The following is a 21,554-nucleotide window of genomic DNA, read 5'->3' on the forward strand; positions in this document are numbered from 1 at the left end:
TTTTTTGACAGACGTGATAAAGGACACATTGTGAAAACTTTCGGAAAGGTCTGGCTCGTTGGAGCAGGTCCTGGTGATATTTCATTACTGACCCTCAAAGCAATGATCTGCATTAAACAGGCCGACGTCATTATTTACGATCGGCTGGTCAATCCTAAAATTTTAGAATGGGCATTACCTGACTGCCTGCTTATCAATGTCGGCAAAAATCCAGGCTTCCATTGCGTTCCTCAGGGTGAAATCAACGCACTGCTGGTCCAGTATGCCCAAACACACCACAACATTGTGCGCCTCAAAGGTGGCGATCCGTATGTATTTGGCCGTGGGGCTGAAGAAGTTGAGGATCTGGTTGAAATGGGCATCCCTTTTGAAGTTGTACCGGGTATTAGTTCTACGATTGGCGGCCTGACCTATGCCGGTATCCCGGTGACGCATCGCGATTTTGCCTCCGGCTTTCACGTGGTGACTGGCCACACGCGGGAAGGCAATCAGCAGCAGGACTGGCGTCAACTGGCGAAACTTAATGGCACGTTGGTCATCGTCATGGGTATCGCCAATCTGGCGTTTATCTGTGAAGAGCTGTTGATGGGCGGGAAATCAGCAGACACGCCCGCCGCGCTAATTATGTCCGCGACCCGAGAAAATCAACGCCGCCTGACCTGCACGCTCGGTTCATTATTGAGCAAGGCGCAGGAAGCTAATATTGTTCCACCGGCGCTGATTGTAATCGGAGATGTGGTGACCCTGAGCGATCGGCTCTCTTTTATACCTGAAGCCATCACGCTGCCAGACAATCTTTACTGCGAAAGTCTGGCGTGACGAAAAGACTGGGGCGACGTTTGATGCGCCGCCCGGAAAACGCGGCAAAAGTAACTGGTTTGCGCGTATTGCAATTTCCTGGCAATACTGTCTATGGAATGAACCGGATCGTGTAATAACTCCCCTGCTTTTTGCATTTTTTTCTGACTCACCCAGGTTTTAAAATTAACACCCTGGCGTTTCTTGAAAAACCGGCTGAAATAGTTCGCGCTTAAGCACACATGAGCCGCGACAGATTCCAGAGACAATTCACCATACAAATTCTCGTCAATATAACGCAGCGCCGCCATAAGTTTTTTCTCGTGACGTGAAGGCTCAGTGAAATAATGATGAGCGTAACGGGTTGCCGGAACTACAATCTTCTCAGAGATCAATTGTTCTTTCTCAAAATTATCAACAATAAAACTTAACAAATTTGCTGACGCCACCAGTACATTATTATCCACCATCGCAGACTGGCCCCACTCAGCTTTAATTTCGGGGTTATTAATCCATGAGTTTTTGTTATCAATAGCGATAGTTTTATATTCCTGATACTTTACCCGCACCTGCCCGCAGATAATAAAACCGTAAAGGTGTCCCTCATGAATTAATGGCATCGAGAACAGGCTTAGCCCTGCATGACAGGTGAGTATTCTGGGTTTAAGCTGTTTTAATGCCTCAAAAGCACAGTACTTGTCGCACTTTTGGCAACCTGCTCGATAGCGCTCATCCGCACGCATTAATGTGCAAAACGAATTAAAATTATGACATTCAGACAACGCTATACCGTTAATATCAACGACGACTGTGGCTAACCCAGTGGCTCGGGAGAAGAGTTCTGCGATAGAGAAAAAACGGTGTAAATAGTCATCCTGGATTTTCAGCGGCACGTTATCCTCCGGCATTAACAATATTAAGGCCGCTAATATGCAAAAATTAGCCTCAGGAAAGAATGATGCTCACCGCAAAAAATAATCTCATTTGTGCAGATGATTATGATCAATTGGCAAGAAAATTATAGCGACCACGATAATACTCTGCAGCACACCACCGACTCAGCTTTCTCAAAGATTAACGAATCTTCACACTCTCTTGTGAGACTCTTTTCGCAACGCTCAACACCTAACCTCATTATTTTCAATAAATTACCCGTTTTTAATCTGAATTGATGATGTGCTTATTTGTGATAATCATCATGTGAATGTGAAAGGCCCTCCTGAATAATATGTTCAATTAGCAAACAATCTGAACGGAGTTGATCCATGGCCGTCACCACAGGCGTTATCGCCGACGATTTTACCGGCGCAACGGACATTGCAAGCTTTATGGCGCAGCAGGGGTGGCGCGTCGCGCTTCTGCCCGGTATGCCCGATACCGCGCAATGCTGGAATGAAGAGGTTGACGCTATCGTCATCTCGCTGAAAAGCCGCTCATTACCCGCAGAACAGGCCGTCACCCAATCCCTGTCCTGTGCCCGCTGGCTGAAACAAAATGCAGGTGTCCGCCAGATTTATTTTAAATATTGTTCGACGTTTGACTCCACGCCAACAGGCAATATTGGCCCGGTCAGCGATGCATTGATGAACGACCTGCAGGTTCCGCTGATCGTCCACTGCCCCGCTCTGCCGCAAAACGGACGCACGGTGGTGCATGGTCATCTTTTTGTACACGGTGTACTGCTTAACGAATCCGGGATGGAAAAGCATCCGCTCAATCCAATGAACGATGCCAGCCTGCCGCGCCTGCTGAGCGCGCAAACGCCAGGCGCGGTTGGTTGCATCAACCTCACGACCCTGCGTCAAGGTGTGGAAGCGGTCACTTACGCCCTGGCCCAACTTCAGGCTGAAGGTACGCGTCACGTTATCGTCGATACGCTGGATGAAGCAGATCTCAACACGCTGGCGCAAGCTCTCCATGCCAGCCCTCTGTTAGCCGGGGGCTCCGGGCTCGGCGGCGCGCTGGCCGCCTGCAGCGGAGGCCAGCAATCCATGCCGCCGGACTCTTTTCCACTGCCTGCCAAAACGGTGGTGTTCTCCGGTAGCTGTTCGGCAATGAGCAATCGTCAGGTTAATCGCTATAAGGCCGCGGCAGCGTCTCGTTTGCTTGATGTGTCCCGCTGCCTGTCTGATGCCGAACGCTACACCGATGAACTGAGCGCCTGGGCGATGACGCATATCAGCGACTCATTAGCGCCACTGATATACGCCACCCAGCCGCCAGACGTACTCAAACGTATTCAACAGGAGCACGGCGAACAGGCCGCCAGCCAGGCAATCGAACACGCTTTTGCCCGGCTGAGTTCAAAGCTACGGACTGCGGGTGTAAACACCTTTATCGTCGCGGGCGGAGAAACCTCCGGCACCGTTGTGGAAGCCTTGCAGGTGAAGCGTCTGTCCGTCGGCAAAGCCATTGCGCCAGGCGTGCCGTGGGTATTTTCCTCCGGTCTGGCGCTGGCGCTGAAGTCAGGCAACTTTGGTGACGACGATTTCTTTTTTACTGCCCAGGAGTACGCATTATGAATTCGGTGAGTGAACACCAACTGCGCGAACTACTCGTCCACTATGGCCGTTCCCTGTTTATGCGCGGTTACAGCAGCGGCGGTTCCGGCAATCTTAGCGTCAAAATGCCGGATGGCGGCTATCTGGTGACCCCGACCAACTCTTGTCTGGGCGAGCTTGATCCTGCCACGCTAAGTCGGCTGGATGCCAACGGCGTTCATCTTAGCGGTGACAAACCCTCAAAAGAGGTGCCCATGCATCTGGCGTGGTATCGACATCGGCCATCCTGCGGCGCGGTCGTGCACCTGCATTCTCCATGGCTGACCGCGCTCTCCTGCTTGCCGTGCACCACGCCGAAAAACTGCCTGCCGCCGTTAACACCGTACTATGTGATGCGCGTCGGGCAGTTACCGCTGCTGCCCTATTTCAAGCCTGGCCATGAAGGCATTGCCAGCGCACTGAGTGAAATCGCGGCAGACCATACGGCCGCGCTGCTGGCCAATCACGGGCCGGTAGTAAGCGGTCGCTCGCTGCGTGAGGCGGTGTTTAACGCCGAAGAACTGGAAGACAGCGCCCGCATCTGGCTGACGTTAAAACCGCTTGGCTATGTTCCGCTCTCAGAAGAAGCGGTGGCCGAACTTGAACATTCCCGGCAAGCGTGAGGTGACATAATGATCCCCGAGCAACGACGTGATTTTATCTACCGCTACGTGCACGAAAAAAATGCCGCCTCATTTAATGAACTGGCAGATTTGATGAGCGTGTCGCATATGACCGTGCGTCGCGACATCCAGTTGCTGGAAGAAGAAGGCAAAGTTATCGCCATTAACGGCGGAGTGAAGCTCAATAACCTGCTGAAATCCGAGCTGCCATGGCGGGAAAAAGCCGAGTTGAATCATGACGTGAAACGTAAAATGGGCCAGCTCGCCGCCATGCTCATTGAGCCCGGACAAACGCTGTATCTGGATGCCGGAACGTCGTTGTTTGAAGTGGCGAAAGCGGTCGCCGCCAGCCACTGTTTCAATCTGACGGTAGTAACCAACGATTTTTCCATCAGCCACTATCTGATGGATATGCCGCACATCACGCTCTATCACACCGGTGGTCTGGTGGATCAGCGTAACCGCTCTTGCCTTGGAAAAAGCGCCGCCAGTTTTCTGCGCACCATTAATATTGACGTGGCGTTTCTGAGCTCCTCATCGTGGGATACCGAACGCGGCATGTCGACGCCGAGCGAAGGGAAAGCCTCGGTTAAAGAAGCGGTACTCACCGTTTCCCGGCGTCGGGTGCTGGTCTGCGACAGCAGTAAGTTTGGCAAATACGGCATGTTCCATATCTGTGGGCTGGAACAGTTAACCGACATTATTTCTGATAACCGGTTACCAGAAAACGCCCAGCAAACTCTTGCCAGCCAAGGCGTTAAGCTGCATCTGGTTGATAACCGGGAGGGTGCGCGCCATGCTGAAGTTAGCGGCTAACCTCGACTGGTTGTTTACAGATTTACCGATAGCGGCGCGATTTGCGGCGGCGCAGGCGGCTGGTTTTCGCGGCGTTGAAGGGCTATTTCTCTGGCAGCACCCGCTGGCGCATTTGCACGCTGCACAGCGGGAAACATCCCTGCCGGTGGTGCTGATGAACGCACCGGCGGGTAACTGGGCACAAGGTGAGCGGGGACTAGCCGCACAGCCCGGTCGAGACCAGGAATTTCACCATAGCCTCAACGTGGCGCGTGATTACGCCACGGCGCTGGGCTGTCGTCGGGTTCACGTTATGGCCGGTTCGCGCTGCGACGATCTGACGCTTCACGCTCAGCGCACTCTCCTGGCCAACCGGCTGCGTATCGCCTGCGATATGATGGCTGAAGCGGAAATCGATGTGCTGATTGAACCGTTAAATTCGCAGGATATGCCCGGTTATTTTATTGACAGCTTTCCGTTGGCCGAATCTATTATTCAAGAGGTTGGCAAGAAAAATATCGGTTTACAGTTTGATATTTACCACTGTCAGAAAATTCATGGCAATGTGGCAAAAAATATTGAACGCTACTTCACCTTAATTAAACATTTTCAAATTGCTTCTGTCCCCTATCGCCATGAACCGGGAACAGGTGAATTAAATGAAACATGGCTATTCGATTTTATTAGAAAAATGAATTACCAGGGCTGGATTGGCTGTGAATATCAACCATCAACATCAGGGCCCGACTCATTAAACTGGATAAAGCCTTACCTATAATTTAAATATCTCTGTACCGGAGGAAAATATGTCGGATACTGTTATTATTTCGCTGGCACCCGTTGCCGCGGATTGCCCCAGAGTTATACCCGCAGAACTGGCGCAGGAAATACTCGCCAGCGTAGAGCATGGCGCGTCCATCGTGCATTTACACGTTCGCGATAAACAGGGTCGCCTGACGCCGGATACCACCGATTTTCAGGCGACCATTGATAGCGTCATGCGCCATTCAGACCTGATTATTCAGGCATCTACCGGCGGCGTCTCTTCAATGTCCATCGCCGAACGCTGCGCGCCACTCTCCTGCCCCGGCGTAGAGATGGCTTCGCTGAACGTCGGTTCCGTCAACCTCGGAGATGCGGTGTACTTTAATCCCGGTCCGGACGTGGAATATTGCTCCCGGCAAATAGTCGAGCGCAATATTATTCCCGAGTTTGAAGTTTTTGAAATTGGCATGATTAATAACATCCTGAACCTTGAAGATAAAATAAAATTCCAAAAACCCATGCTCTTTAATATCGTCCTCGGCCATCGCGGCAGTACGCCAGCAACCATTGACGCTTTAATTGCTCTGCGTAGCATGATCCCGCGCGATGCCTTATGGGGTATTACTCATTTTGGCAGAAAGAATTTCGATATTATTGCCGCCGCCGTCGGCATGGGGGCCAGTGAAGTACGAATCGGCTTTGAGGATAGCTATTATTTAAGCGCTGAAGAAAAAGCACAGCATAATTACCAGCAGGTTGCCAAACTCGCCACGCTCATTCGCAGCATGGATAAAAAAGTCGCCACGCCAGAAATTGCGCGGCACATGTTATCTATTCCATCCCGGCAGCAATAACAACAGCAAGGACATTTCAACATGACTATGACCACTGTTATTCACAAAACCGGACTCGGCGTCAGCGTTGCGGGCGCGGCGCTGGCGATTATCGGTGCGCTAATCCAGTCCGCGGCGCTCTGGCAGCCCGGGCTGGTGATGTTCACCGCCGGATTCGCCGCCGGTGCAGGCTACTGGCCGGGTCTACGCAGCTATCAATTTACGCTATGGATCATCGCCGGATTTGTCGCCGCCATGACCTGGTCTACGGATCTGATCGTCTGGGGCGGTTTCAATATCACCCATAAATGGATCGTGTTCCTCGTCATTCAGGCCACCATGTTTAGCATGGGCACTAAGCTAACGATCCAGGATTTTATTGACGTCGCCAAAATGCCGTGGGCGGTGTTTATTGGCACCTTCTGCCACTTCGTCATCATGCCTCTGCTCGGCCTGAGCATTACGCTTATCTTTAACTTTCCGCCTGAGGTGGCGGTCGGGATTCTGCTGATTGGCGCCTGCCCAAGCGGACTCTCCTCTACCGTCATGGTCTATATCGCGAACGCCAACCTGGCGCTGGCGGTCTCGATCGCCGCAGTCTCAACGCTGGCGGCGACGGTGATGACGCCGCTGTGGGTTAATCTGCTGGCGGGGTCGATGATCGATATCCAGCTCACCGCAATGGTAATGGATGTGGTGAAAATCGTATTGATCCCCATCGGCGCGGCAATTCTGCATGACTATCTGAAAACCTATGCGGGCGTGCGCGGACGCCGTGTCGTCAAGATGCTGGCCGGGATCGGCGCTCTTTGGCTGCTGTATATGATTGCTGGCGGCTGGGACGCGCTGTTTGGTCACGCCAGCGCCGACGCGCAAATGTACGCGGTGGTGCTCAACTTCGTGGCAGGCGGTCTCGTCTGGGCATTGTTCTACAACTGGCTGTATGGCCGCGTGGCGGGCGTGAAGAAAATCATGCCGACCATCTCAATGATGGGGATCATTTTCTTTACGACCACCGCAGCCGCAGCCGGGCGCGAGAACCTGGTGCAGGTCGGCTTCCTGCTCTGCTTCGCCATGTTGATGCATAACCTCGGCGGCTTCCTGATTGGCTATCTGATGAGCCGCTGGATCTTCCGCATGGACGTACAGTCTGCACGCACCGTAGCCTTTGAAGTCGGCCTGCAAAACGGCGGCATGGCGTCCGGGCTTGCCGCAGCGATGGGCAAACTGGCAACGGTTGGCCTGGCCTCGGCGGTGATGACTCCACTTGGCAACGTCAGCGGCTCGCTGCTCGCGAACTACTGGCGCAAGAAAGACGCCAGACAGGCGCAGGCCGCCGCAGCCAAAGATCCCGTTCAACCCGCTTGCGAAAATCTGTCAAAAGGATAATCACGATGACAACTCTCACTCTGGGGCATGCCCTGCGCGCCGTGGCCTCTGCGCTCGACCTTGCCGAAACATGTTACGCAAAACGCCCGTTAAGCGTAGCCGTATGCGACGCCAATGGCGAACTACTCAGCTTTGCGCGGATGGATAACGCCAAACTGTTAACCATCGAATTAACCCAGCGCAAAGCACGCACCAGTAGCCGTCTGGGCTGCACCACGCAGGCATTTTTACAGCGCCTGCAGAAAGAGCAACTGGATATCGGTTATTTTGCTGACCCGCTGTTTACGGCGCTGCCGGGCGGGATCCCAATTCTGCACCAAGGAAAATGCCTTGGGGCCGTCGCGGTAGGCGGTTTATCCGCGCAGGAAGATCATGATGCGGCGCTGGCCGTCGCGGAAACGTTACTTAAGGAGATTGCCCAATGAAAAAGGTCGCCATGCTGCATACCAGTGCCGCCACGCTTACGATGATGCAACAGCTGATTGCCGACATCATGCCGGATGTGGAAGTCATGCACCTGGTGGAAGAATCCATGATCAAGCAGGTAATGAAGGCCCAGGGCGTGACGCCCAATATTGCCGCCCGCATCGCCGATTATGTACATATTGCCGAAAAGGCGGACTGCGATATCTTTATTACCGCCTGCTCCTCAATTGGTACTGCGGTGGAGCAATGCCAGTTTATGACCCCACTGCAGCTCGCGCGCATTGACTGCGCAATGGTGGAAGAGGCGATTGAAAAAGGTGAGCGGATCGCCGTACTGGCGACCGTGGCAACCACGCTGAAGCCAACGCTGGATTACGTACAGCGCAAAGTGCAGCAGAGCGGTAAATCGCGAACCATCACGCCTATATTAATGGAGGAGGCATTCCACGCGCTGCTGGCGGGAGACATGGATACTCATGACCGTATCGTCAGTGAAGGGTTACAGAGCGCCTTTACCCAGGCGGATGTTGTGATGCTGGCGCAAGCCTCGATGGCGCGCGTTTTACAGCAGCTCCCTTCCCCGCCGGTGCCGGTAATGACCTCGCCGGAAAGCGGAATTCGCTGGTTGAAAACACTGGCATCATCCTGATAGCGGTCGGTCAGCGCCAGCATAAGATTGCTGGCGCTGACTCATCACTTCTTTCAGGCCAGTTTCAGACTAAACGTCCGCGACTGCCCTGGCCGAAACACGCCGTTAATCCCCTTCGCATCGCTCTGCTCGCCAGCGGGTATTTCATCCATACCGGTTTCGCGGCAATGCATTACGCTTTGGCTAAACGACACGGCGGCATCGCAGCTGACGCTGTCAGAGGGATTAAATAAACGCAGGATGATTTCATCTCTGTCCTCTGCTTTTTTTAGCGCGCTAAGCTGACAGCCAACCGGTGACATACTCAACAGGCTGTAGCTATCGGGAACAGTAAACGCTGCTTTGTTGAGCTTCATCGCATCCCACGGGATTTTGTTATAACACTGGACGGGCGTCAGCCAGGCACGCGCCTGCTGAGCCAGGCCAACGTTAAGCGGCGTCCCGCTATAACTAAACAGGCAAAAGCGCCCGTGCAGCACGCCCCGCATCTGGGAATCCGGTACCGCCATTTTTATGCCTGACGGCCTGCCGGGACGCAATAAGAGATCCTCTTTTCCGAGTAAGCCGACGCCACGGAGCAGCGTCAGAGCAAACGTTTTTTTCTCCTCACCTACTACCTCAAATTCGCGCAATCCTTCGCTAAACACCGCGAGTCCATGACGCCCCTCCTGCAGCGCGGCGTAGTTGAGCAGATTCCAGACCGGCACCGGCGCTTCTTTCCATCCCTCAGCCTGCCAGTTGGCCATCGCTTCATCGTGAACAGGCCGCAGCAGCGAACCAAACTGGGTATCAGCCAACACGTCATTAGTGTGAAATGGCGTGGGGATAAGCACCCGAACTCGGTGATCGTCAGCCTGATTGTCAATGCGAATATCAACCTCAATCCGCCGGCTGTTATGGCTTAGCGTAACACCTATTTCGATGCTAACTTCACCATTGCGCTGACGTGACGCGCGCGCCTCCAGATCCGCCGGAACCGCCATCCGATAGCGAATGATTGCCCGGTCTTGCCATCCCTCGCGGATAATTTCATGCTCAAACGCAACGCCCGCAGACGTGAGGCGCCAATCCTCGCGCGAGGGGGAGTAATCGTACTCATCCCCGTCGTCGGCGCTTTCTTCAATCTCCAGTACGCGTTGATAAACAATCCCTGAGTCCTTATCGCGTAGCTGTAGCGTTCCATCGTCATTGAGATCGATCAGCCAGAACGCGTTCTCCAACAGTGCCTGGGTCGCCGGAGCGGGTATCGCCTGACGGCCAGCAACATGCGGTTCGATATACAGCGTGCAGTAACCCATCGAAGGTAGAATCTGGTTGAGCTGAATATCAAACTCCATAAACGGCTCGTAGTTGCCGTAATGGACGATTTGCCGGTCGATAAGACCAGGATCAAGCTCGTGCACGCCACGAATAAAATAAGGGATTTCATTTCCTCTGCCATCAAGCAGGCGGAACTGGCTGGCGCGAAGACGTACGGTCGTATTGATCACCGCCTCACGCGGCCAGGGCATCAGGTTGAACATCACCAGCTTGTCTTCTTCACTGTGCGCCATGTTGTCAGTGATTTTACGCAGGTAAAAACGAATCAAATTGTCGGCCATATCTTCGGCCAGCACGAAGCGTGAAACGATTTCACGATGCACTTTATCGCTACAACAACAGCCGATGCTGTCGTGGGCATGATTCTTTAAAATCTCTTTCCACATTTTCTCCAGCAGACCGTGGTGATATTCAAAACCTAAACTCCAGGCCAGCGTGGCGAGCGGTTCCAGCAGGTTAACGATTTTATTCTCAATACGCGCATGGATAATTTTGATATCCATTCGTGTGGAGCCAATCGTACGATGCACGCGCATATATTTACCGTCGATAAACTCGCCGTGCAGGGTAGCCAACGTCTCCCGATGCGCTTCGATATGAGCAAAAACCTCCTCGAAGCGGCTCATGACAAATTTTCGCTGCGGGTAGATTTCACGCAGTTTATCCATCACCGCAAAGATGTTTTGCTGTAACGGCATCTGGTCATGCCCGTTGGGTAATAGGATTTCTTTAGTCACCGAGGCGTTCTCCAGCACCTCGAAGTAGCCGTCAAGTCGCTTACGCAGCCCGGCCTCATCCTCGGGTAAGTACTTACCAATCGCATAGCCCAGCGGCAACACCTGTGTCGTGACCTGGCTACCGTCAGCGCTTTGCCATAAAAATTCGGTTTTATCGGTGCCATGACGTTCAGAGCACCCACGCCAGAACAGAGCCCGGTTGATACCAAAACCATTATAAATATGCGGCATCTGCCCGGACATCCCAAATGAATCAGGTAGATAACCTATCTTCATCGGTTCGCCAAAGGCCATACAATCGCGGATGCCGTACATCAGATTGCGGACAATTGACTCACCGGAAACGAGGGTCGTATCCGTTTGCGTGTACCAGGGGCCGATAATAAGCTTCCCAGCCTGCACCAGCGCTTTAACCCGCTGCCGGTTTTCAGGTTTCACCGCAAAATAGTCTTCCAGCACCGCCGTTTGACCATCCAGCACGTAATATTTGTACTCTGCATCCTGCTCAAGGCGAGTCAGGATCTCTTCCATATTGTTAACCAGCAAAATACGCGACTCTTCGGTGGTGAAGTACCACTCACGGTCCCAGTGCATATGCGGCGTAATGTGAACGCGAGATACTGCTTTCATCGTCATTTCCTGTTGAGTAAGTGCTTACGGCATCACGCTATCGGTGACGTATTTCCCCTGTTTAACCGCTTGACGACGCCAGAGCAGTAAAATCGCCGTGGAGATAATCGTCCCAATTAGCGCGGCGCCAAACCAGCCCGCAGCGGCCATCACCGCGCTTAGGTCTGCGGGGATAAGTAAAAAGAGCGAGAAAATCCCGGCACCAGGGGTCGAAAGCCCAATCCCCATGGCCCCAACGATGGCTCCGGTCGCCATCGACCCCATCACTAAAGAGCCAATCACCCGAATCGGGTCCTCAATCGCCAGCGGAATCGCGCCTTCGGTAATCCCGGCAAGGCCGAGCAGCCAGGTGGATTTACCGGTCTCAATCTCAAACTGTTTGAACAGGCGTGGCGCCAGCATGGTTGAGGCGGTGACGGTAAAAGCAGAAACCATTTTTACCGAAGCGAAAATTGCGTAGGGACCGAATACGCCGTTGGCCATCGCGCCCAGACAAAAGGCATACGCCGCTTTATTGACCGGACCGCCAAGATCAAACGAACACATAAAGCCCAGGATCATACCGAGCAGTAGCGCGTTGGTGCCTGATAACCCATTTAGCCAGGCCGTCAGCGAGGTATTGATCCAGGCGACAGGCTCGCCAATCACAAACAACATCAGGCTACCCGCGCCCAACGTGCCAATCACCGGATAGAGGTAGAACGTTAAAAAGCCATTGAATTTGCTGCTTAAACGCAGATGCTGTTTCACCCAACGCATGAGATAACCGGCAATCAGGCCACCGGCAACACCGCCAAGAAAACCCGAGCCGATTAAGTTCGCCGCCAGACCCGCCGCAAAGCCTGGAGCCAGCGCTGGTTTATCCGCCAGCGAATAAGCGGTATAGGCCGACAGTACCGGAACCATCAGCGTGCCCAGCATCCCGCCGCCGAGTTGGCGATACATCCACAGCCAGGATTTCTCTAAGCTGTACACATCCTGTAGGCCGAAAATCTGTGCAATCAATACCGCCACCGCCAGTACCGTCCCTCCGGCGACGATTAACGGCACGGCAAACGAAATTCCGCTCAGCAGTGCTTGTTTCAGGTCGGTTTTCAGCCCCTTTTTCACCTCTGTCTGTGGCTGAGAAACACGCTGGCTTTGCAGAGGCTCCAGCGCTAACGCCTGTTCAATCAGCGCTTTTGCGTGGCGCAACGGTTCGGCAACCGGAACGGAGATCGCCGGGATACCGTTGAAACGTTCACTTTCTTTAATAGCGACCTCTGCGGCGAAAATGCAGGCGCGCGCATCATTCAGTTGTTGAGCCGTTAAGCGGTCTTCAATGCCATTGGCACCCTGTTTTTCCACCACCACGTTAACGCCCATTTGTCGGCCGGCTTTCTCCAGATACTCAGCCGCCATATAGGTATGCGCAATGCCCGCCGGACATGCGGTAACGCAAACAATCGTTGGCGCATCCGCCGTCGCCACTGCGGCCTGCGGCGGTGTTTCGACCACTAATGCCGCCAGCACCGCTTCGGCGCTGGTCGCTGCCATCACGCGAGCACGCAGATCCTCATCCGCAAGGCAGGTGGTCAGTTCGGTCAGGATTTGGATATGAGTCGAACCGGCTTCATCTGGCGGGATCGCCAGCAAAAAAATAAGTTCAACAGACTCCGGGCCATCAATACCTTCCCAGTCCATCGGTTCACTCAGCGTCGCCACCGCGAAAGCCGCCTCTTTCACGGCCGACGATTTACCGTGCGGTACCGCCAATCCTTCGCCAAGCGCCGTAGGTCCCAGCGATTCGCGGTGAAAAACTTCCGCCAGATAAGCGTCGGCATCGGTGATTTTGCCTAATTCGGTCAGCCGCTGCGTAAGTTGGCGGATGGCATCGTCACGATCGGTAAATCTCGCCTGCACACAGACTGCGCGAGGGTGGGACAGTATTGTCAAATTCATCATGGTCCTCAGAGGATTGTCATTATTATGTGCCGCGATTGTCGCAGACAAAACAATACCTTTACGTGATCAATTTCACTAACGAGACAATATTTGTATTTAATTTGTATTATTTACTATTGATAAAATGTACGCATAATTTGTCTTGAATATCTGACTTTATTGCCGACAAAAGCGAAAAGAGATGAGCAAAAAACCGATGTACCGCCAGATAGCCGACGTTCTGCGCGAACAAGTTGCAAAAGGTGAATTAAAACCAGGTGATGCACTTCCCACAGAATCTACGCTACAGAGCCGTTTCGAGGTCAGCCGCGTGACCATCAGGCAAGCACTCAAGCTGCTGATGGAACAGAATATTATCGAGAGCATTCAGGGCAGCGGTTGGTATGTGAAAGAGGAGCGCGTCAATTACGACATTTATCAGCTCACCAGTTTTTATGAGAAGCTTGCCGACCGTCAGGTTGAAACGCACAGCGAAGTGAAGGTCTTTGAGGTCATTCCAGCAGGAGAGATGCTGGCCGAGTGGCTACAGCTGGCGGCTGAAGATAAAGTCTGGCATGTAAAACGGGTTCGTTTTATTAAGCAGAAAGCCGTTACCCTCGAAGAGACATGGATGCCGCTCGCCCTCTTTCCCGATCTCACCTGGGAGGTGATGGAAAATTCTAAATATCACTATATAGAACAGATCAAAAAGATGGTTATCGATCGCAGCGAGCAGGAACTGATCCCGGTTATTCCGGATGAGGATACTGTAGAAATGCTGGGCATGCCGCAGGGGAAACCGGTGCTGGAGAAAATCTCTCGCGGGTTTCTGCTCGATGGACGCGTTTTTGAATACAGCCGCAACACCTTCAAAAGCGACGATTATAAATTTACGCTGGTGGCAAAACGACGCCATTAAAAAAGGCCATCATCAGATGGCCAACCATGTCGAAACGGGACCAGCCCTTGACTATGCAGAGAGTCAGGGCTGTTTTTTTTCTTACTTAATCACTGTTTTCAGCGCTTCGCCGATATCGGCCAGGCTACGAACGGTTTTCACGCCAGCGGCTTCCAGCGCAGCGAATTTCTCATCCGCCGTACCTTTACCACCTGCGATGATCGCACCAGCATGACCCATACGTTTACCTTTCGGCGCAGTCACACCCGCGATGTAACCCACAACCGGCTTGGTCACATGATCTTTAATGTACGCCGCTGCTTCTTCTTCCGCGCTACCGCCGATCTCACCGATCATGACGATCGCTTCAGTCTGCGGATCTTCCTGGAACAGCTTCAGGATATCGATGAAGTTAGAGCCTGGGATCGGGTCGCCGCCGATACCCACACAGGTAGACTGACCAAAACCGTAGTCGGTGGTCTGCTTAACCGCTTCATAGGTCAGCGTACCAGAACGAGAAACGATACCGACTTTACCAGGCTTGTGAATATGACCCGGCATGATGCCGATTTTACATTCGCCAGGGGTGATAACACCTGGGCAGTTCGGGCCAATCATGCGTACGCCAGCTTCATCCAGCTTCACTTTCACAGTCAGCATATCCAGCGTTGGGATGCCTTCGGTGATGGTGATGATAAGCTTGATGCCTGCATCGATAGCTTCCAGGATGGAGTCTTTGCAGAACGGAGCCGGAACGTAGATAACGGTGGCGGTTGCGCCGGTCGCTTCTACCGCTTCACGTACGGTATTGAACACCGGCAGACCCAGATGCGTGGTGCCGCCTTTGCCTGGCGTAACACCACCGACCATTTGCGTACCGTAAGCAATCGCTTGTTCAGAGTGGAATGTCCCCTGGCTACCGGTGAAGCCCTGGCAGATAACCTTGGTATCTTTATTAATTAAAACTGACATTATTTCCCCTCCACTGCGGCAACAACCTGCTGAGCTGCATCCGTCAGACTTTTCGCTGCAATAATATTCAGGCCGCTATCAGCCAATTTTTTCGCGCCGAGTTCAGCGTTGTTACCTTCAAGACGTACCACGACCGGAACGTTAACGCCCACTTCTGCTACCGCGCCGATGATACCGTCCGCGATCAGGTCGCAGCGTACGATACCGCCGAAGATGTTAACCAGTACAGCTTTAACATTGTCGTCAGAGAGGATAATTTTGAACGCTTCAGTTACACGCTCTTTGGTCGCACCGCCGCCAACGTCAAGGAAGTTAGCCGGTTCGCCGCCGTGCAGTTTAACGATGTCCATGGTGCCCATTGCCAGGCCCGCGCCGTTAACCATACAACCGATGTTGCCGTCCAGAGCGACGTAGTTCAGTTCCCACTGTGCAGCCTGTGCTTCACGCGGATCTTCCTGAGACTGATCGCGCATTTCACGCAAGTCAGCCTGGCGGAACAGCGCGTTGCCGTCAGCGCCCAGTTTGCCGTCGAGGCAGATCAGATCACCCTGCTTGGTCACCACCAGCGGGTTGATTTCGATCAGCGCCAGATCGCGCTCAAGGAAGATAGTCGCCAGACCCATGAAGATCTTGGTGAACTGCTGAACCTGTTTTCCTTCCAGACCCAGTTTGAACGCCAGTTCACGACCCTGATAAGGCATCGGACCGGCCAGCGGATCGAGCGCTACTTTGTGGATCAGGTGCGGCGTTTCTTCCGCCACTTTTTCAATTTCCACGCCGCCTTCGGTAGAGGCCATGAAGACCACGCGACGGGAACTACGGTCAACAACTGCGCCGAGGTAAAGTTCTTTACCAATGTCGGTCGCTGCTTCAACCAGAATCTGATTTACCGGTTGACCATGGGCGTCTGTCTGGTAAGTGACCAGACGTTTACCCAGCCAGTGTTCAGCAAAAGCGCGAATGTCTTCTTTGCTGTTCACAACCTTCACACCGCCCGCTTTACCACGGCCACCAGCGTGAACCTGACATTTCACTACCCACGGGCCTGCGCCGATTTTAGATGCAGCTTCTTCAGCTTCACGCGGAGTAGTACAGGCATAACCCACCGGTGCCGGTAAGCCATAGCGGGCAAAAAGTTGTTTTGCCTGATATTCATGTAAGTTCATGTGTTCTGTCCATCCTTCAGGTAATCGTTATCTTTTACCCGTAGGCCTGATAAGCCTCCAGACCTACGGGGCAGGTGATACTCTTATTTACTACACGTCCAGCAGCAGACGCGTCGGATCTTCCAGCAACTCTTTAATGGTTACCAGGAAGCCTACTGACTCACGACCATCGATCAAACGGTGGTCATAAGACAGCGCCAGATACATCATCGGCAGGATTTCAACCTTGCCGTCTACGGCCATCGGACGATCTTTGATGGCATGCATACCCAGGATGGCGCTCTGCGGTGGGTTGATGATCGGGGTAGACATCAGGGAACCGAACACGCCACCGTTAGTGATGGTGAAGTTACCGCCCGTCAGATCGTCGACCGTCAGCTTGCCGTCGCGACCTTTAACTGCCAGCTCTTTAATATTTTTCTCGATGTCAGCCATACCCAGCAGATCCACATCACGCAGGACCGGCGTGACCAGGCCACGCGGCGTGGAGACCGCCATGCTGACATCAAAGTAGTTGTGGTAAACCACGTCATCACCGTCGATGGACGCGTTCACTTCCGGATAGCGTTTCAGCGCTTCAACAACCGCTTTCACGTAGAAAGACATAAAGCCCAGACGGATACCGTGACGTTTCTCGAACGCGTCACCGTACTGCTTACGCAGATCCATGATTGGCTTCATGTTGACTTCGTTGAACGTGGTCAGCATGGCGGTGGAGTTTTTCGCTTCCAGCAGACGCTCAGCTACGCGTTTGCGTAGACGGGTCATCGGAACACGTTTTTCGCCACGAGCGCCCAGTTGAGCCTGTGGTGCAGGCGCGGCGGCCGGCGCTTTGGCTTCTGCTTTCGCAGCCGGTGCTTTGGCCAGATGCTTTTCAACATCTTCACGCGTGATACGACCACCGACGCCGGTGCCATTGATGGCGCTGGCTTCGAGATTATGCTCACCCAGCAGGCGACGGATCGCCGGGCTCAGGGCATCGTTGTTCTGTTCAGCAAGAGACGCCTGCTGGCGTTGTGCCGGAGTAGAATCTTTCTCTTCAGACTTGGCGCTGGTCTCTTTGCCAGAGCTGTTGCCTTCACGCAGGCGACCAAGGATCTGGCGAGAAGTGACGGTTGTCCCTTCATCTTCCAGAACCGCATCAAGAATACCGTCCGCTGATGCCGGTACTTCCAGTACCACTTTGTCAGTTTCGATTTCTACCAGTACTTCATCACGACGTACTGCATCGCCCGGTTTTTTGTGCCAGGTTGCAACCGTTGCATCCGCTACGGATTCAGGCAGGTCGGGAACAAGAATATCTACGCTACTCATTATTTATCCTTTATTTAATCGACGTTCAGCGCGTCATTAACCAGATCTTGTTGCTGCTTCTGGTGAACGGACATATATCCTACTGCCGGAGAGGCAGAGGCCGGGCGACCTGCATAACGCAGGGCTGACCCAAATGGAATTACTTCACGGAAATGATGCTGGCTGCAGTACCATGCGCCCTGGTTGAGCGGCTCTTCCTGGCACCAGACAAAATCATGTACATGAGCAAACGGTTTCAGCGCTTCCTGCACCGCTTTATGCGGGAACGGATAGAGCTGTTCGATACGCACAATGGCGACATCTTTTTGGTCGTTCTTGCGGCGTTGCTCCAACAGGTCGTAATAAACCTTACCAGAACACATCACGACACGCTTCACGCCTTTAGGATCAAGTTCATCTACTTCGCCAATGGCTGGCAGGAAGGTGCCATTTGCCAGTTCGTCCAGCGTGGACACCGCCAGCGGATGACGCAGCAGCGACTTCGGTGACATCACTACCAGCGGACGACGCATTCCGCGCAGCGCCTGACGACGCAGCATGTGGTAAACCTGTGCCGGGGTAGACGGGACGCAAACCTGCATGTTTTGCTCAGCGCAAAGTTGCAGATAACGTTCCAGACGCGCGGAGGAGTGCTCCGGCCCCTGACCTTCATAGCCGTGTGGCAGCAGCATAACCAGACCGCACATACGGCCCCATTTCTGCTCGCCGGAAGAGATGAACTGGTCGATAACCACCTGCGCACCGTTGGCGAAGTCACCGAACTGCGCTTCCCAGATAGTCAGGGTGCGCGGTTCTGCCGTGGCATAACCGTACTCGAATGCCAGCACCGCTTCTTCAGACAGCACGGAGTCCCATACGCGGAACGTGCCCTGGCCGTTATGCACATGCTGCAGCGGAGTGTACGTTGAACCATTCGCCTGGTTATGAATCACCGCATGACGGTGGAAGAAGGTTCCGCGGCCAGAGTCTTCACCCGACAGACGTACAGGAATACCTTCATCAACCAGCGTGGCGTAAGCCAGATTCTCTGCGCCACCCCAGTCGAACAGCTTCTCGCCTGCGGCCATGGCCTGACGGTCGCCGTAAATTTTGGCAACACGCGACTGCATTTCCACCGCTTCAGGCACGGTGCTGATGCGTTTTGCCAGCTCCTGCAGACGCTTCATCTCAACTTTGTTCGGGTAGTTTTCATCCCATTCGTGGTTGAGGTACGGCGACCAGGTGAAGGAGTGCATATTCATTGGACGCCACTCTTTCACCACGCATTCGCCTGCGTCCAGCGCGTCACGATACAGATTGACCATTTCGGTCGCATCTTCCAGCGTAGCGACGTTGTCCGCTTCCAGCTTGTCAGCGTAGATTTTGCGCGGGGTCGGATGCTTTTTGATTTTCTGATACATCAGCGGCTGGGTTGCGCTTGGCTCGTCGGCTTCGTTGTGGCCGTGACGGCGGTAGCACACCAGATCGATAAAGACATCGCGTTTAAAGGTATTACGGAAATCCAGTGCCAGACGCGTTACGAAAGCGACCGCTTCCGGGTCATCCGCGTTCACGTGGAAAATCGGCGCCTGAACCATCTTACCGATGTCGGTGCAGTATGGTGTAGAACGTGCATCTAGCGGGTTAGAGGTGGTGAAGCCCACCTGGTTGTTGATAACGATGCGAACGGTACCGCCCACTTCGTAACCACGCGCTTTCGACATGTTCAGGGTTTCCTGAACCACGCCTTGCCCGGTTACTGCCGCATCACCATGAATAGTGATTGGCAGCACTTTATTGCTGCTCGGCTCGTCCAGACGATCCAAGCGTGCACGTACGGAACCGATAACCACCGGGCTAACGATTTCCAGGTGCGACGGATTAAACGCCAGCGCCAGATGCACCAGACCGCCTTCGGTTTCGATATCCGATGAGAAGCCCATGTGGTACTTCACGTCACCGGTACCGAGGTGTTCTTTATGTTTGCCCGCAAATTCGTCGAATAGATCCTGCGGCTTTTTACCCAGCACGTTAACCAGGACGTTCAGACGACCACGGTGCGCCATACCCAGTACCACTTCACGGGTACCGCTGTTACCAGCGTGGCGGATCATCTCTTTGAGCATTGGGATTAACGCATCACCGCCTTCCAGCGAGAAGCGTTTCGCGCCCGGGAACTTCGCGCCCAGGTAGCGTTCCAGACCTTCCGCTGCAGTCAGTTCGCTGAGGAAGCGTTTCTTCTCTTCACTACTGAATGCAGTACGGCCAGACTCGATACGCTGCTGAAGCCAGCGTTTTTCTTCGGTGCTGGTGATGTGCATATACTCGGCGCCAATCGGGCCGCAGTAGGTTTGTTTCAGCGCGACAACCAGGTCGCTCAGCTTCATCGTGTCTTTGCCACCGGCAAAAGAACCCACGTTAAAGCTTTCCTGGAAATCCGCATCGGTCAGATCGTGGAAGGAGGGATCCAGATCGGCCACATTTTCTTGCTGCCACAGTCCCAGCGGATCGAGATTCGCATGCTGATGACCGCGGAAACGATAGGCGTTAATGAGCTGCAGGACTTTAACCTGCTTCACATTGGCATCAGGGTCGGAAATAGAAGAAGAGTAACGTGGGGTAATCAACGCCTGTCGACGGAAATAATCACGTGTTTTTGAGTGGAGTTGATCCGGTTTGACTCCGGTACCAGGTAACTGCTGGAACGTCGAACGCCAGTTAGCATCTACCGAGTCAGGGTCGGTTAAGAAGTCTTCATAGAGCTGTTCTATCCAGCTCTGGTTAGAACCAGAGAGGTAAGAAGAGTCCAACCAGGCTTTCAAAGCGCTGTTCTGCATCGTGATCCCTTAAGCATTTGTATGCTTATTTCGCCGTGGATACTACCACGCACACCGATGTGCGTGCCGGGGTTCACTTGTTGCGGACTGTCGTGTCATCTGCGTCCGCTAAGGAACCTTTAAAAACTGTCTAATAATCGTCGTCGTTCAGGCTGCGATTATTGCTATCAATGTGGCAGTTTTTAGAGGTTTCCCTGCACGGCCGGGGAATCTCTTCCCCGGCAACTACAACTACTTATGCACTACGTTTGAGCAGCATCGACTTAATATGACCGATGGCGCGCGTCGGATTCAGCCCTTTAGGACATACGCTGACGCAGTTCATGATGCTATGACAGCGGAATACGCTGAAAGCGTCACTTAAACCTTCCAGACGGCTGTCGGTCTCGGTATCGCGGCTATCAATTAAGAAGCGATACGCGGCCAACAGGCCTGCCGGGCCAATAAACTTGTCCGGGTTCCACCAGAATGATGGGCAGGACGTTGAGCAGCATGCACACAAAATACATTCATACAGCCCATCGAGCTTCTCACGCTGCTCTGGCATTTGTAAATGCTCACGAGCCGGAGGATTTTTCCCATTATTCAACAAGTAAGGCTTAATCTTCTCATACTGTGCGTAGAATTGCCCCATGTCTACCACCAAATCGCGCACAACCGGTAAACCTGGCAGCGGGCGAATGACAATTTTCTTGCCCGGCTGATTCAGCGCAGAAATAGGTGTGATACAGGCCAGTCCATTTTTGCCGTTCATGTTCAGACCGTCGGAGCCGCAAACCCCTTCACGGCATGAGCGACGAAACGACAGCGACGGATCTTTTTCTTTCAGCTGCATCAACGCATCCAGCAGCATCATGTCGCGCCCTTCTTCCGCCTCCAGGGTGTAATCCTGCATGCGCGGAGCGTCGTCAACATCCGGGTTATAGCGATAAACTGAAAACTCGAGTTTCATTGTCCTGT

18 protein-coding genes are annotated in these 21,554 nt (G+C 53.4%); 10 read left to right on the forward strand and 8 right to left on the reverse strand.

Features of this window, described 5'->3' with window-relative positions:
• Positions 1-30 precede the first annotated feature (30 nt).
• On the forward strand, positions 31-819 hold the full coding sequence (cobA, locus tag GFC06_RS20645; RefSeq protein WP_053090133.1) for a uroporphyrinogen-III C-methyltransferase: 789 nt from the start codon (positions 31-33) through the stop codon (positions 817-819).
• On the opposite strand, the gene GFC06_RS20650 is transcribed toward cobA, so the two are convergent.
• Entirely contained in the window at positions 798-1,691 is an 894-nt protein-coding gene (locus GFC06_RS20650; RefSeq protein ID WP_016152296.1) for a PocR ligand-binding domain-containing protein, read from the reverse strand. The genes cobA and GFC06_RS20650 overlap by 22 nt on opposite strands.
• Positions 1,692-2,063: 372 nt before the next feature.
• Between GFC06_RS20650 and otnK the strand changes: the two genes are divergently transcribed.
• The 8 genes from otnK to GFC06_RS20690 are packed head-to-tail and all read left to right on the forward strand — an operon-like array spanning position 2,064 to position 8,818.
• Positions 2,064-3,320 (forward strand): 3-oxo-tetronate kinase, encoded by a 1,257-nt coding sequence (gene otnK / locus GFC06_RS20655; RefSeq protein WP_153690598.1) that lies wholly within the window; start codon positions 2,064-2,066, stop codon positions 3,318-3,320.
• Positions 3,317-3,961 (forward strand): 3-oxo-tetronate 4-phosphate decarboxylase, encoded by a 645-nt coding sequence (gene otnC / locus GFC06_RS20660; RefSeq protein ID WP_016152294.1) that lies wholly within the window; start codon positions 3,317-3,319, stop codon positions 3,959-3,961. The genes otnK and otnC overlap by 4 nt, the downstream gene beginning before the upstream one ends.
• A gap of 9 nt (positions 3,962-3,970) precedes the next feature.
• The gene (locus GFC06_RS20665) at positions 3,971-4,777 is read left to right on the forward strand and encodes a DeoR/GlpR family DNA-binding transcription regulator (RefSeq protein ID WP_046274719.1); all 807 of its coding nucleotides are present in this window, start codon (positions 3,971-3,973) and stop codon (positions 4,775-4,777) included.
• Entirely contained in the window at positions 4,758-5,534 is a 777-nt protein-coding gene (locus GFC06_RS20670; RefSeq protein WP_141874984.1) for a hydroxypyruvate isomerase family protein, read from the forward strand. Before GFC06_RS20665 ends, GFC06_RS20670 begins: the two co-directional genes overlap by 20 nt.
• Positions 5,535-5,562: 28 nt before the next feature.
• Positions 5,563-6,375, forward strand: coding sequence for a BKACE family enzyme (locus GFC06_RS20675; protein ID WP_049269273.1), 813 nt, complete (start codon positions 5,563-5,565; stop codon positions 6,373-6,375).
• A 21-nt stretch (positions 6,376-6,396) separates the two neighbouring features.
• A complete protein-coding gene (locus tag GFC06_RS20680; RefSeq protein ID WP_153690599.1) occupies positions 6,397-7,743 on the forward strand; it encodes a bile acid:sodium symporter family protein in 1,347 nt (448 codons plus the stop codon).
• A gap of 5 nt (positions 7,744-7,748) precedes the next feature.
• Positions 7,749-8,168 (forward strand): GlcG/HbpS family heme-binding protein, encoded by a 420-nt coding sequence (locus tag GFC06_RS20685; protein ID WP_016152289.1) that lies wholly within the window; start codon positions 7,749-7,751, stop codon positions 8,166-8,168.
• A complete protein-coding gene (locus GFC06_RS20690) occupies positions 8,165-8,818 on the forward strand; it encodes an aspartate/glutamate racemase family protein (RefSeq protein ID WP_016152288.1) in 654 nt (217 codons plus the stop codon). The genes GFC06_RS20685 and GFC06_RS20690 overlap by 4 nt, the downstream gene beginning before the upstream one ends.
• Positions 8,819-8,871: 53 nt before the next feature.
• Here GFC06_RS20690 and mngB read toward each other — a convergent pair whose 3' ends face one another.
• Together mngB and mngA are read right to left on the reverse strand one after the other, a co-directional pair.
• Complete coding sequence (gene mngB, locus GFC06_RS20695) at positions 8,872-11,505, reverse strand: mannosylglycerate hydrolase (RefSeq protein ID WP_153690600.1); 2,634 nt, start codon at positions 11,503-11,505, stop codon at positions 8,872-8,874.
• 24 nt (positions 11,506-11,529) lie between these two features.
• A complete protein-coding gene (mngA, locus tag GFC06_RS20700) occupies positions 11,530-13,446 on the reverse strand; it encodes a PTS 2-O-a-mannosyl-D-glycerate transporter subunit IIABC (protein WP_019076294.1) in 1,917 nt (638 codons plus the stop codon).
• A 184-nt stretch (positions 13,447-13,630) separates the two neighbouring features.
• On the opposite strand from mngA, the gene GFC06_RS20705 reads away from it, so the two are divergent.
• Positions 13,631-14,347, forward strand: a complete 717-nt coding sequence (locus GFC06_RS20705; protein ID WP_047497745.1) for a GntR family transcriptional regulator — start codon at positions 13,631-13,633, stop codon at positions 14,345-14,347.
• Between the two features lie 81 nt (positions 14,348-14,428).
• On the opposite strand, the gene sucD is transcribed toward GFC06_RS20705, so the two are convergent.
• From sucD to sdhB, 5 genes are all read right to left on the reverse strand, one after another.
• Positions 14,429-15,298, reverse strand: a complete 870-nt coding sequence (gene sucD / locus GFC06_RS20710; RefSeq protein WP_003022929.1) for a succinate--CoA ligase subunit alpha — start codon at positions 15,296-15,298, stop codon at positions 14,429-14,431.
• A complete protein-coding gene (gene sucC, locus GFC06_RS20715; protein ID WP_003022927.1) occupies positions 15,298-16,464 on the reverse strand; it encodes an ADP-forming succinate--CoA ligase subunit beta in 1,167 nt (388 codons plus the stop codon). The genes sucD and sucC overlap by 1 nt, the downstream gene beginning before the upstream one ends.
• Before the next feature lie 90 nt (positions 16,465-16,554).
• Complete coding sequence (odhB, locus tag GFC06_RS20720) at positions 16,555-17,778, reverse strand: 2-oxoglutarate dehydrogenase complex dihydrolipoyllysine-residue succinyltransferase (protein ID WP_016156001.1); 1,224 nt, start codon at positions 17,776-17,778, stop codon at positions 16,555-16,557.
• A gap of 14 nt (positions 17,779-17,792) precedes the next feature.
• Entirely contained in the window at positions 17,793-20,594 is a 2,802-nt protein-coding gene (sucA, locus tag GFC06_RS20725; protein WP_016152283.1) for a 2-oxoglutarate dehydrogenase E1 component, read from the reverse strand.
• Positions 20,595-20,829: 235 nt separating this feature from the next.
• Complete coding sequence (gene sdhB, locus GFC06_RS20730; protein WP_003022921.1) at positions 20,830-21,546, reverse strand: succinate dehydrogenase iron-sulfur subunit SdhB; 717 nt, start codon at positions 21,544-21,546, stop codon at positions 20,830-20,832.
• Positions 21,547-21,554: the final 8 nt, after the last annotated feature.

The sequence above is a fragment of the Citrobacter braakii genome, assembly GCF_009648935.1.
Taxonomy (GTDB): domain Bacteria; phylum Pseudomonadota; class Gammaproteobacteria; order Enterobacterales; family Enterobacteriaceae; genus Citrobacter; species Citrobacter braakii.